The 12,665-nt window shown below is 57.3% G+C and carries 14 protein-coding genes and 1 pseudogene; 13 read left to right on the forward strand and 2 right to left on the reverse strand.

Annotated features, from left to right (window positions below; genetic code table 11):
* From F3H95_RS15985 to F3H95_RS16030, 10 genes and pseudogenes are all read left to right on the forward strand, one after another.
* Positions 1 to 650 (forward strand): annotated as a pseudogene (locus F3H95_RS15985) (IS630 family transposase); the annotation flags it as partial.
* 30 nt (positions 651 to 680) lie between these two features.
* Entirely contained in the window at positions 681 to 1,874 is a 1,194-nt protein-coding gene (locus tag F3H95_RS15990; protein ID WP_149746729.1) for a terminase TerL endonuclease subunit, read from the forward strand.
* Positions 1,871 to 2,296 (forward strand): hypothetical protein, encoded by a 426-nt coding sequence (locus F3H95_RS15995; protein ID WP_149746730.1) that lies wholly within the window; start codon positions 1,871 to 1,873, stop codon positions 2,294 to 2,296. The genes F3H95_RS15990 and F3H95_RS15995 overlap by 4 nt, the downstream gene beginning before the upstream one ends.
* Positions 2,284 to 2,496, forward strand: coding sequence for a hypothetical protein (locus F3H95_RS16000; protein ID WP_149746731.1), 213 nt, complete (start codon positions 2,284 to 2,286; stop codon positions 2,494 to 2,496). Before F3H95_RS15995 ends, F3H95_RS16000 begins: the two co-directional genes overlap by 13 nt.
* Positions 2,493 to 3,104, forward strand: coding sequence for a hypothetical protein (locus F3H95_RS16005; RefSeq protein ID WP_149746732.1), 612 nt, complete (start codon positions 2,493 to 2,495; stop codon positions 3,102 to 3,104). Before F3H95_RS16000 ends, F3H95_RS16005 begins: the two co-directional genes overlap by 4 nt.
* Positions 3,105 to 3,113: 9 nt before the next feature.
* Entirely contained in the window at positions 3,114 to 5,222 is a 2,109-nt protein-coding gene (locus F3H95_RS16010) for a right-handed parallel beta-helix repeat-containing protein (protein ID WP_149746733.1), read from the forward strand.
* Positions 5,223 to 5,435: 213 nt separating this feature from the next.
* Positions 5,436 to 5,627 (forward strand): hypothetical protein, encoded by a 192-nt coding sequence (locus F3H95_RS16015; RefSeq protein WP_149746734.1) that lies wholly within the window; start codon positions 5,436 to 5,438, stop codon positions 5,625 to 5,627.
* Positions 5,627 to 5,836: a hypothetical protein gene (locus F3H95_RS16020; protein WP_149746735.1), complete on the forward strand. Its 210-nt coding sequence runs from the start codon at positions 5,627 to 5,629 to the stop codon at positions 5,834 to 5,836. Before F3H95_RS16015 ends, F3H95_RS16020 begins: the two co-directional genes overlap by 1 nt.
* Before the next feature lie 5 nt (positions 5,837 to 5,841).
* The gene (locus F3H95_RS16025; protein WP_149746736.1) at positions 5,842 to 6,462 is read left to right on the forward strand and encodes a hypothetical protein; all 621 of its coding nucleotides are present in this window, start codon (positions 5,842 to 5,844) and stop codon (positions 6,460 to 6,462) included.
* Between the two features lie 365 nt (positions 6,463 to 6,827).
* On the forward strand, positions 6,828 to 8,090 hold the full coding sequence (locus F3H95_RS16030; protein ID WP_149746737.1) for an integrase family protein: 1,263 nt from the start codon (positions 6,828 to 6,830) through the stop codon (positions 8,088 to 8,090).
* On the opposite strand, the gene gvpU is transcribed toward F3H95_RS16030, so the two are convergent.
* Complete coding sequence (gvpU, locus tag F3H95_RS16035) at positions 8,087 to 8,554, reverse strand: gas vesicle accessory protein GvpU (protein ID WP_149746738.1); 468 nt, start codon at positions 8,552 to 8,554, stop codon at positions 8,087 to 8,089. The genes F3H95_RS16030 and gvpU overlap by 4 nt on opposite strands.
* A gap of 330 nt (positions 8,555 to 8,884) precedes the next feature.
* Between gvpU and F3H95_RS16040 the strand changes: the two genes are divergently transcribed.
* Both F3H95_RS16040 and F3H95_RS16045 read left to right on the forward strand, forming a co-directional pair.
* Positions 8,885 to 9,157 (forward strand): helix-turn-helix domain-containing protein, encoded by a 273-nt coding sequence (locus F3H95_RS16040; RefSeq protein WP_244618040.1) that lies wholly within the window; start codon positions 8,885 to 8,887, stop codon positions 9,155 to 9,157.
* A 365-nt stretch (positions 9,158 to 9,522) separates the two neighbouring features.
* Positions 9,523 to 11,145 carry a DUF3987 domain-containing protein gene (locus F3H95_RS16045; protein ID WP_188134403.1) on the forward strand — a complete coding sequence of 541 codons (1,623 nt, stop codon included), beginning with the start codon at positions 9,523 to 9,525 and terminating at the stop codon, positions 11,143 to 11,145.
* A 149-nt stretch (positions 11,146 to 11,294) separates the two neighbouring features.
* On the opposite strand, the gene F3H95_RS16050 is transcribed toward F3H95_RS16045, so the two are convergent.
* Entirely contained in the window at positions 11,295 to 11,714 is a 420-nt protein-coding gene (locus F3H95_RS16050; RefSeq protein WP_210248567.1) for a hypothetical protein, read from the reverse strand.
* A gap of 238 nt (positions 11,715 to 11,952) precedes the next feature.
* Between F3H95_RS16050 and F3H95_RS16055 the strand changes: the two genes are divergently transcribed.
* A complete protein-coding gene (locus F3H95_RS16055) occupies positions 11,953 to 12,663 on the forward strand; it encodes a hypothetical protein (RefSeq protein ID WP_149746740.1) in 711 nt (236 codons plus the stop codon).
* The last annotated feature ends 2 nt before the right edge of the window (positions 12,664 to 12,665 follow it).

Raw genomic sequence — 12,665 nt, forward strand, 5'->3', positions numbered from 1 at the left:
AGTGCCCTTGATGTATGGCTGCGCAAGCGCGGTTGGACTTTCAAAAAAAGACCGCACATGCATTGGAGCAAGAACGGCCCGACCTGCTGAAACGTCGTCGCGACTGGTTCGATGGTCAGCTTGATCTGGATCCGGCAAGGCTCGTGTTCATCGATGAAACTGGCCTGTCTACGAAGATGTCCAGGCTGCGCGGCAGGTCCCCTTGCGGCGAGCGTTGTCGAGCCGCGATCCCACATGGGCACTGGAAGACGACGACTTTCACCGGTGCGCTCAAGCTCTCGGGCATGACCGCGCCCATGGTGCTCGATGGTGCCATGAACGGCACGGCCTTCCGCGCATATGTCGAACAGGTTCTGCTTCCAACGCTGACAGTTGGCGATGTCGTTGTGATGGATAATTTGCCTGCGCATAAAGCGGATGGTGTGCGGCAGGCTATTGAGAGCGTTGGTTGCCAGCTTCTCTACCTCCCACCCTACAGCCCGGACTTCAACCCTATTGAAAAGGCCTTTTCCAAGCTCAAGGCGCTCCTGCGTGCGCGAGCCAAGCGCAACGTCGAAGCACTGTGGGACACGGTCGGCGAAATCGTCCCCCTCTTCAAACCCAAAGAGTGCGCCAACTATTTTGCGTCGTGCGGATATGACCCCGAGTAAAGTGGACGCGCTCTAGAAGCGGCAACCAAGGTGAAAAAAAGCCGCCTCCAGATCGCGCACCCGAAGAGCAAATCGGGCTTCACCGTCATCTCATCCGATGGCGATCGATCGCAGTCAATCTCCCCGAACTTCATGATTATTGATGAGCTTTGGGCGCACAAGAAGACGGCGACGTTCCAGAGCGCGAAGGGCGCAATGGCAAAGGTCGCCGGTTCCCTCATGGTGATCGCGACAACAGCGGGTCGGGGCAGGGAAGGGCCGGACTTTTCGGAATACGAATATGCGAAAAAGGTCCGCGACGGCGAGATAGACGATCCGTCGTTTTTGCCGATCATATTCGAAGCCGACGAAGACGACGCGATCGATGATCCGGCTGTTTGGAACAAGGTGATGCCCGGTCTTCGCCATGGCTACCCCGATCTTCCGATGATCAGGAAGGCGGCGGAACAGGCTCATTTCCGGCCGGCAGAACGTGCTTTCTTCGAGCAATTCTATCTTGGCCGGCGCCAAGACAGCAGCTTAACGCCGTTCATTCCCTCGCATGTCCTCGACCTTGGCCGCCAGCCGATCAACCTTGATGACTATCGAGGAGAGCCATGTTGGATCGGCCTTGATTGCTCATCGACACGGGATCTCACCGGCCTTGTCGCCTGCTTCCGTCGTGGTGAGGAATTCCACGCCAAAGCCTGGGCCTTCTGCCCGGGTGAGAACATCGCGGAGCGCGGCGAGCGGGACAAGGTTCCGTATCCCTTCTGGGCCGAAGAGGGTTGGCTTATCCCGGCCGGGAAAAGCGCCATTGATTATTCCGTTGTCGAGGCGAAAATCAGGGAACTGATTGCCGTTTTCGACGTGCGGGAAGTCAGTTGTGACATAAAATTCGCACAACCCATCGTCGGCCCACTGATCGAGGATGGAATCGATGTTGTCGCACTACAGCAAGGTTGGGTGACCCAGAGCCCGGCACTGAATGTGCTGGAGAAGGCCGCCTACGACGGGCACCTAAAATGGGATAGTCCCGTTCTGGCCTGGTGCTTGGACAATGTCGCAATCCAGCAAGTCGACAGCAACGGCAACCGCTTGATGCACAAGGGCAAATCCCGCGATCGGATCGATCTAGCCTCCGCACTCTGGATGGCTGTTTCCCGCGCGGCGGAAGGCGAAAGCTCGCATTGGCTCGCCGATCCAACCCTCGACGTTTCGAAATTCTTCGCGGATCTCCGATGACAATTCTGGACGAACTGACTTCCTTTCTTGAAGAGAGCGCAGACGTTCCCCTTGTCTGGGGGCAATCCGATTGCACAGCATGGTCTGCTGCCTGGGTAGAGCGCGCCACCGGATGCAGAATCGTCATGCCGGAATGGTCGAGCCGCGATGAGGCGATGGAATACATCGCCGGGGCCGGGTCGTTGGCGAATCTCTGGTCCGACATCATTGATGATGATGATAGCGGCGTTCTTATGGACGGCCACGGCGAGCCATCGGCCGGCGACGTCGGCATTATTGAAACGCATCTAGCCGGACAAGTCGGCGGCGTCTTCCTGAATCATCGAAATTTCGCGTGGCGCGGTGATGCTGGAGGCTTCCGCATCATCCGCCCTCGACTGCACACCATCGTTAAATTTTGGAGGCTGCAATGCGCTTCATGAAATTCCTCGCACTTGGCGCCGCCTTATTCGCGATCGCGGCACCGGCCCACGCCACCGGCTTGGAGCTGCCAATCGGAAATGCCATCTTTGCCGGCCTCTATTCGATAGGGCTGCCAGGCGCTGTCGCCAATTTTGTCGCCAACAACTTCCTTCTTATTGGTGTGGCAACCCGCGTGATTGGGGGGTGCAAGATCAGATGACCACGATCAATTGCCATGTCTGCAGAGACAGGATTGTGGTGGTGACAGATGGCGGCTTCACGCATTTGGATCATCGGTTCATCCAAAAGATCACAGATGTTCCGGCCGGACTGTCGAAGACGGTTGTTCTGCCGCATCTGCAATGCGTCGTCGCCGCAAGAGGACCGATAGCAATCACTATGTGGCTCCCATGGTTTGCCTCATATTTTTCATCTCTTCCGGAGATGAAAGAAAAACTATCTGATCGCCTCAGAAAGGGATGTGGCGGCCTCCTCTTTCGACTGTTCCCGAAGTTGTTTGCGTGTGAATTTTTTGTAGCAGGCTACCATGAAAGGAAGCCAATAGCTTTCTGGATATCTTCGAAAGAAGGGTGGGAAACGTGCGACATTCCAGACTTCCTTGTTGCTCCGGACATCAGCACGGAAAATCTTCCGCCGGTCAACGCGCACGAGGCGCGAACGATCGACCGCCAAGCTACCGCGCGCATGTTGTCCCTCCTCAACCGTCAACGAGATGAATTCGGGCCGGCTGCCGTTTCCGGACCTTGCCAGATGACGCAGATCTTCCCCTCCGGCGACATCCTCACGCGCATCATCACAAAATTCTAAGGGTATCTCATGGGATTCTTTACGCGACTGGCGCACAGCATTTTTGCGCCATACGACGCTAATGGCGTCGCCAGAGCAATCAATCTTTCTCACATTCAGCAATGGGGAACGGAGGTTGAAGCTCTCGCGAATGCGACGGCCGTCTCAGCGGCAGTATTCGACACGGTCACCAATCTCAACGCCTCTCTTGCTTATGCTCCCAACACGCTCGCATGGGTCATGGGCGCTGGAGCCGGCATCTACCGCAAAGTGGGAGCTTCTGGATCTGGATCGTGGGCGAGGGTAGGTGATCTGCCCTACAATTTCGCTGTTGCGGTTGACGACGGATCTGGCACAGCCAACGCGGTGGCGCTGACATCTACAGTTCCCCAGTTCGACGGACTGGTCTACTGCTTCACCATCTTTCGCGCCACCACGGCGGCTCCGGTTACGGTTTCTATCAACGGCGGCTCTCCGCTCACGCTCAAAACCAACCGCGGGTCCAACGCGAGCGGATTGACCGCGGGAATGGATGTATGGTTCCGCGTGCGTGCCTCCGATAACACGGCGCGGATGCTGAACGATCAGGATGTGGCCGCGCTGGTGGCGCAGGCCGAGGCTGCACGTGACATAGCCGTTGGAGCGGCTGCGGGAATCAACCTGCCGGCCATCACCTTCGCCGATGCTGGCAAGATCCTCACCGTCAAACCGGATGGCACCGGCTATCTTGTCACGGGTGTCGCTGATGCTTTCGTCGCGTCAGTCGCGGGGCTGAAAGCGCTGGACCCGACGATTGTAACAGCAGCGTATCTGACGGCGCCAGGTCGCGCCGGACAGTTCTTGTGGCGCACGGGAGACTACGCTGCGCGTGTGACTGCCGACGCGGCGGGCGGCATGTACATCAAGGCTGACAGCGTTTCTGCATCAAGCGGCGCCTGGGTTCGCCAGACAAACGGGCCGATGTGCGTCACCTGGTTTGGCGCCACCGGCGATGGGGCGACCGATGATACCGCAGCCTTTGCGTCTGCCTTTGCGCTGGGCGCAATTCTCGGCGCGCTTCGTCTGTTTATTCCAATGGGCACCTACCAGCTTTCCGCCAAGCTTGATTGCGACGGCGTGCCGATCTGGATTGAAGGAGAGACGATCCTAACCACCATTATCAGGTGGACCACCAACACCGCCGGTTTTGCCTTCATCGGCGATAGCCCGGTGTCGGAAACGCGCGATTATGTGTCTATCGGCAAGCTTGCTTTTGTCGCGACGCAGGCCAACAGCGGCAACGCACTTTTCATCGACTGCGGTTCAAACAACGGGATTTCGGCGCCGAGCGTGCACCTCTATGATGTGCATACTTACCAAGTGTCCGGTTACTGGAATCGCGGGATTTATCTGCGAAACGCCGCATTCGCGACCGTAGAACGTCTTTACCTCAGGCATTATGGGAGCGACACCACCGAGTGCTTCTATCTCGATAGCACCACTTCCACCACTTATGCCGGTGGTCAGATCAATTTCCGAGACTGCGACATCAATGGCGGCGGCACGGCAAGCCTGCACATCTATGGCTCCTACGAAAGCGTGTATTTCTCGGGCTGCGTGATCGTCGGTGGGCGCGATTGTCTGTGGATCGAGGGCGCTGGAATATCGGTCGCGGACTTCGGTATTACCAACTGCCACATCAACGCCAAGCGCCACTCGGTCAATATCTCGGGAGCGCAGACGATTCACATCGTGGGCTCTGACATCTATTCCGGCGTCGGGTCCGGCGATGTGGACGGCCACAACCTGTTCCTCACGTCGTGCACGCGGGTGAGAATTTCTGCCAGCAAGTTTCAGACAGGGGTACCGGGTTTGAACCGCACCGGAATTTACGCGACAGGCTCGTCGAAGGTCATTGTGACCGGCAACGAGTTTGTCTACCTGCAGACCGGTATCAACATCAATGGCGCAGGCTCCTCTGAATGGATCGTATCGAACAATCTGTTCTATGGCCTCAATGGCGACCATACTGTTGCGGCCGTGACGTCTGACAGCAATCTCAACAATGCAAGGATCACAGGCAACGCCACGCAGTACTGTGACGCCGTCAAGACCGGTTCCGGAACCAACATCACGCTGGCTGATAATACGGCTTGGTGACAATCCACGTTTATTGCCGCCGCTGCCCTCACGGGTGGCGGCGGCTTTTTGCGTTTCGGGCACGTTTCCCCCAACGGGGGAAGCATCTTTTCTCATAATCGCATTCGCATAACTATACACTAAACTATTGAAAATATGAGATAATTTTTGTTTACGCGACAATGCGGCGATGATACTTAATAGCTAGTTAATAACTCGAAGGGGGAAGTGATCATGCAGAGAGTAATCATCGAGTCCCGCGTCAACGATGCGAAACGTCTGGTCCTTGCTGCGCAGGGTTTGCTGCTGCATTCAGACCTTCTTACCGGAAGACATGGCGAAATCGCCGATCAGATCGAAACCATACTGATGAAGGCCTCTGAGGATCTTTCAGCGGCAATCGCATCGATGGAGGACAACTTGTAATGACAGAGGTCATTTCTGATAGGTATTCGGTCGACGACATTGAGCGCGCGATGGACCGCGTCGCCGAGGAGATCGAGGCCAATCGAAACGGAGCATCACTGCTGCCACTTTATGAGTGGTTCGAACAGCAGTTAGAGGCGCGGCGTCGGCGGCAGTCGACCATGAATTCGGTCAAGGCAAGGTTGGCGAGGAAGAGGGGCGGGATATGAGAGACTTGAATGAAATCATTGCCGAAGAAAAGCGAAAGACGAAAGAGGCGCGCGAACGGGTTGCCGTTTTTCTGCGTTCAATTGGCTCACAAGACGCGCAGATGATACATAGTTCCTTCGCCGCAATCGAGAATGACTATTACAAAGGGGGCGGCTACAGTGCAGCGTTTTTGGGAGTGCTTCGCGTTCCGTTGATCTCGGATTTGGCCAAGGCGACATTTGTCGATATCTGGATTCAACATGGCGCTCATATCCGACAAGAAACGCGCAACCAGATTGCTCTTTTCAATGCTTTGCCCAAACTTCTACCCCGATATAACGGGCGTGACGAAATCACGATATTTCGCGGCGAAGGAGCACTCAATCGCAAACGCCGCTCTTATGGCGCTTCATGGTCCTCGGATATCGAGGTGGCGGATAGCTTCGCCAGGGACTATTGGCGCGACCATACTGGTGGAAGCGTTTTGTTACGCACAGTCGTACCGCCAGAAGCAATCATTTTCATGACTAATGAAGCTGGGGAGAGTGAGTATGTGGTTGACCGGCGGAAGCTGAAAAGGATTGAGGTCATTCGGCGGTACCCCGAACTCAGTTGGGATAAAGCCAGTCAGGAAGCCGCGCATTGAGGGCGTAGGGGTCGTGGCAATGTCACGGCCCCTTTTTGATTCGAACGCGCGCCACCGTGGGGCAAACCGACCTAAGTTGGGACTGAAAGTGTGACCGCACGAACTGTAAGGAAATTTATCCAATAAAATCAGATCCATAAAACAGGATCTGGCGGAAGAGGTGGGATTCGAACCCACGGTACGGTTTCCCGCACGCCGGTTTTCAAGTTTTACCATGCTTAGCCCTTAGCTGCACGCAATTGTACGCCACTATCCGAAAATGCCATAAGAATCAGTATCTTGATGCCCTTGCTTGCTCGTCGTAGCATGTCGTAACCCGCTGTAGCGCGCTAGAAATGCGCTATGAACAGCATCAGGAGCACGACATGGCAAAGTTGACGAAGGGATACATCGACAAAGTTCAGCCACCGGCTGAGGGGTACAAGATTCACTGGGATGAGGCGGTCAAGGGCTACGGTCTGCGTATCATGTCGAGCGGCAAGAAGGTGTTCGTCGCGCAAGGGCGAGTACGGGGCAAGCCCGTGATTGTCACCATCGGCCCCTATGGCCTTTTCACAGAAGATCAAGCCCGTAAGAAGGCCCAGAGCATCCTGCAGCAGATGCGTGACGGCATCGATCCTCGGGACGCGAAGAAGGCCGAGGAAGCTGCCGCTGTCACCCTTCGCACCGTCGCGACCGAATACATGAACCGGCCCGGCAAGCTGAAGGAAAGCAGCAAGGGCGAGATCGACCGGCACGTGACGACCACATTTGCGGCATGGCAGGACAAACCCATCGCCTCCATCAGCGAAGATGACGTTCGGAAGCGCTATCGCGAAATGCTGACGAAGGGCTTGCGCGGCAAGGCACCAGCGCCCGGCCAAGCGGCTCAGTGCATGTCCGTGCTTCGCGCGCTCATCAATTTCGCGATGCGCCGCTATAAGCGCGCCGATGGCACTCCACTTATCTTGAATAACCCCGTCAATGCCCTGAAAGACGATTGGGTCCAGTTGCAACCACGCACGTCCCGAATTCCGGACAACAGGGTTGGCGCTGTGTGGTCAGCGCTGAATGAATGGCGGGCAGAAGCCTACACTCGGGACAGCCTTGCCGGGATTGACCTTGTGATGTTCCTCCTTCTGACAGGGTGCCGCCTGAACGAGGCAGCGACGCTGACGTGGGATCGCGTCCATATCGAGGACGACCCGGCTAACTGCTGGTGGCACCTGCCTGACCCGAAGAACCATCATCCATTCTGGTTCCCGCTGTCCTCGCTGGCCGTCGAACTGCTCAAGACGCGGCAGCGCGTGGAAGGTTCGCCTTGGGTCTTCACGACCTGGAGCAAGTCCGGGCACATCATCAGCCCACGTGAGTTGCTGGAAAAGGTCAGCAAGGTCGCCGGAACCAAAGTGACCGCGCATGATCTCCGCAGGACGCACACGACCATCGGCATCGCCAATTGCGGCATCGATTTCTACAAGGTGGAATTGCTCACCGGGCACCTGCCAAACGGTAGCGTCACTGCCCGCCACTATCTGGAAACGTCGCGCCTTGGCTATCTATATCCGGAGACGCAACGCATCGCTGACTGGATTGGAGAGCAGGCCGCAAAAGCGAACGGCGGCAATGTGGTGGCTCTTCGGGCTTAGCTTGGCGAAAGGCTGCCGATAGTGAATCCATCGACGGACGACAGCTTACCCCTCCAGAGAACTCCCTGATTGCCGGGAATTGGGGCCTGACCGGGAGCGTAGAAACGAGCGTTCTTCAAATGAATGTAGCCAACAGGTCCCGGCTGCCAGTCCTCCGGAGCATCCTCGGGCTTTTCGTAGATTGCGGTAAACTGTTTCCACGAATCGCCAAGTGCATCCGAAATATCATCAGGAGCACGGGAAGCTGCCTTCATTGTCTTGGAAAGCTCTTCGAAATATTTCTTCCCTCCAATGAGCATTCCAGAAATAATCACACCATTAACGGTCAATGTGATTCCGATCTCGACTCCCTGCGAGATGATGTTCTCGATTGTCGACCTAAGAAACCAGTCGGCGTCATTGATAATTTCTACCGGCTGCACTTTCTCATCGACGGCACCTTCAATGTTCGCTCCGCCTGTCATCTTATGTCTCCTCGATTCACCAGAAGAGTGTATCAGGACTAATGTCGAGTGAGAATGACGTTTCCGCCCTCTCACCGGAAACACACGATAAACGGGCATGCCCCAAATTATCCATGTGCAATAGGAGCTTGTGCGAGCTATCGCGTGTAATGTACGGTATCAACATTACCTCGCTATCCGCCACGTTTCACACGGGGCGGGACGCTCGCAAGGGCGCATCCGGTTGCAGCATCATGGGTTGGGCGACCGGGGACTGAAATGACCACATGGGTGGTTCAGCGGGACAACGCCTCGTCCGGAAACGGGTGAGCGCAGTCGGAAGCGCAACCCATGATCCTCTCCGAAGCTACCTTTGAACATCTCTGCGACCTGTTCAGCTACTCGCCCAAGGGCCGACCGCTGGACGTGAAGGAATCTGCTGATCTGCTCGGTCTCTCAACCGACACCCTTGAGGGATACCGCTATCGCGGTGTTGGCCCCCGCTATTTCATGCCCAAAGGCACCCGCCGCGTCTGGTACTCCGAACGAGACCTGCTCGCATGGCTGGCTTCGGGCGCACGCCAAAGCACCAGCGACCAGCCCGAAGATTACGTCGCAGCATAACCCGCACCAAACATGGAAAATGCTGCCGGGCCAGATGAAAACGGAATGTGCTCGCAGGGTTCGCACTCAGTGCGGGCGCATCATCTAGCCCACTCGCAGCCAGCTCAAGAAAAAGCGGCAGGATGTGCCACCATCCCACCGCCAAGGAAACCCCAACATGGAAACCCTAGGTTTCAGCTTGGAAACAGTAGGACATGCCGCGCGAGGCGGCACCGACAAAATGCACCTCGATACACCGCTGGCGCGGGAACTCGCGCAGCCGCCGCTACAGCCACGATCAGGCAACGGCCGAGGGGGTAACGGCGGCACGGTGGCAAACGCGGCTACAGCGCCAGCGCAGCGGCCCGCAGCCGGGGAGGCGCAGCATGGCTGACCTCATGGAAAACGCTCCCGACTGGTTCAAAGAAGCGCAGGCGCGAAACCAACACCGCCCGCAGGCCAGCCTTAACGATCAATGGGCCGCTCGCGGTGTTGAAGCAATGAGCGATGCCGCCCGTGACCTCCGCGCGGCCAAGGAAGCCGAAGAGCGGATGCAGTTGCGAAAGATGAACGGCCAGCCAGTGCTCTTTGAGTTTCGTAAACCACGCGATGTATTGCGAAAAGTTACGCCACCGCCGTTCGCCTTTGATGACGTTCCTCCTGCCATCGGATACTTCGCCTACCATTACTCGCAGGCGACTGGATTTGACCAAAGCGGGGTAATCGTGGCGTGTGTTACCGCCGCTGCTTCCGTCATTGATGATCGATATAAGCTGACCGTTCGCCGGGAATCGAACTGGCACGTGTCCGCAAGGCAATGGTCGTTCCTCTGCGGTGGGCCTAGCGCAGGCAAGTCGCCCGCGATCAGGGCGGCAACCGATCACATCAAGCACATGCATGGCATCCTGCATGAAAGGTGGCGCGAGGCGAACGACGACAAACGCCGCGGCGAGAAGGCACCGGCACCCGCTCTCTACACGAGCGACACGACCATTGCCGCTCTGTCAGAGCGATTGCAGGGAAACCCGCGCGGGCTGCTCATGTTGACCGAAGAGTTCGCTTCCTGGATCGGCGGAATTGACAGCGGTGACCGGGGTGATGCGTCAAAGAACCGAGGCGACTGGCTACAGCTTCGTGATGGCGGCCCGCACCAGATTGACCGGGTAGAACGTGGATCAGTATTCGTGCCAAATTGGGGTGTCTCTGTTCTCGCTGCCTGCACCCCTGACGGCCTCGCCAAGCAGATGAAATACATGCCCGAGGACGGACTGATCCAGCGCTTCATTCCCTGTATCTTGGCGGCACCAAACTTGGACGCGACGGGTGACTGCACGCAGGCGATGGGCACATGGGCACAATCCCTTGAGTGGGCCTATTTAGCTACGACGCGCGACTTGCCAACCTATGCCGCGCTCAGCGTTGATGCGCGCGCCATGTTCGACTCCGAGGTTCGGCAACTTCGGGAGTTGGTCATCGCAACCGAAGAGTTCTCGCCCGCATATGCCGCGCATCTGGGAAAGCATCCCGGGATGTTGGCAGAGGTGGCGCTAGTGTTCCACGTCTTCAACCCTCAATCTGGCGCTCGCGAACCGGGGGGCGAGATCAGTGCCGAGGCGATGGGGTATGCGGTCCGCTACATGCGTACCGTTCGTCGCCACGCGCACACTCTCTACTCCAGCATCCTAAGCAGCGCCCCCGCTTTCGAGTTGGCACGAGCATTAGCCCGGTCAATCGTTGCGGCCGACGAGGTGCTGACCACAGTGGGACGCGATTGGATGACGCAACACTGTCAGGCTTTTAAGAAGGCCGACGACCGCCTGCGTCGGGAGGCAGTCCAGATCCTTGAAGATGCGGATTGGCTTGAATCGCAATCTCAAGCTCGTGCCTATGGTGGTTGGCCCAGCAAATATGCGGTTCACCCACAGGTCTTCAGTCTGTTTGCTCGCGAGGGCCAACAATGGCGCGCTCGTAGGGCAGCGGTACGTGATGCGATTGGCGACACTGAATAACCACGCAGAGATAGCAGAGTTGGAAATGACGAGTACCGATCTCTGCGATCTCTTGCTTGCGTGCGCCATACAGGGAAGACGATTCCTCCCTCCTAGACAAGTATGCGGCGTGCGTAATGCAGAGATAGCAGAGATGAGTTGGGTCAGTTCTACCGGTATGTGCTCGCCTTCCGCCACGCATACAGTTCGCAAACTGCGTTGTTGACGTTCCACCCATGTTCGGCCGCAGCTTCCCGCACTTCCTTTGCCGTGGTTGTCGGGTGTTCATCGAGGTAGTCCCATATGGCTGCACACTTGCCGCCAGCCTTGGGGCGCTTCGGGGTGCTGCTCTCGCTGCGCCGCCGCGTGGGGCGCGTTTCGGGGGTACTCGCCGCGTGGGTAGCTGGGGCACCGTGTTGCGGCTGTAGCGGCCCCATATCGCCGCTGCTGGTTTCCTTCTCCTTCCAGCCAAAGCGAACTTCGCCATTCTCTTTATGCACCGTGATCTTGATGCGTTCCGAAGGCACCCCAGCCGCCACGCCTGCGCGGCGGGCATTCTCTCGGCGGGTGTATGTGGTCATCTCGTCCATTTCGCAGCCTCCGTTCATGTTGTGTCCAAGTTGACGCTGCTGTTACACGACAGGTCATCCGACCCCGGCAACGACTTTTGCGGATGAAACGACCTTCGCCAAATATACAGTTTGGTGCGGGTTAGCTCGCCAATCAGACCTAACACATTGATATAAAAACTATTTCACTTGCATGAACAAAGCAAGAACAGGTAATTTGCAGCACATATCACGCCACATCAGCGTTCAAGAGGCCAAAATGAGCACTGAAATCTCAACCCAGATTACGCCTGCCCTTCATCCCGACAACGTGATGCAGATCGAGGGATACGACTCCGACACCGCGCCGATCCTCGCACCGACTATGACGGCTTTTTCCGAAGCCTATGAAGGGCTGCGGCAGGTCCACACCGCGCGGGAGAAGGCAAAGACCAACCCGACTTGGAACGAAGCCATGCAGGTCATCCACACCCAGGAGTTGGCTGACAAGGTGATGGCACGCATCACCCGGACCTTCGACGCGACCCGCGCCAACTTGGAAAAGGGCATCGCGCATCTCGAAGGTGAATTGACCAAGCCGGTTGAAAGCAAAGCGGCGGGGAGCATCGCAGCGGAGGTTCGCGCCCATGTCAAGGGCATGCCTACGGCGGAACGGATGAAGGTCATCCAGCAGGCAATCACAGACGGCGACCACATTGTCGCAACCGCAGTGCTGGGCGCGCCCGCCATGCTTTCGGGCATCGGCGCTGACATGCAGAAGACGCTCACCCGCATCTACCACGAGCGCCACAATCCGCAGATCGCCAAGCGGCTCAAGGCAATGCAGAGCGCTAAGGTGATGATCGAGGATCGCGGCGGGCTGGTGTTCAAGGCGATGGAAAAGGCGGTCGGCACCCAGCCCCACAAGGTCAAGGCTTTGCGCGAGGCGAAGAACGCTGCCGAGCAAGCCTTCATCCTCAAGGACGGCTGATC

This window comes from Rhizobium sp. RU35A (assembly GCF_900156005.1).
In the GTDB taxonomy this organism is placed as follows: Bacteria; Pseudomonadota; Alphaproteobacteria; order Rhizobiales; family Rhizobiaceae; genus Neorhizobium; species Neorhizobium straminoryzae.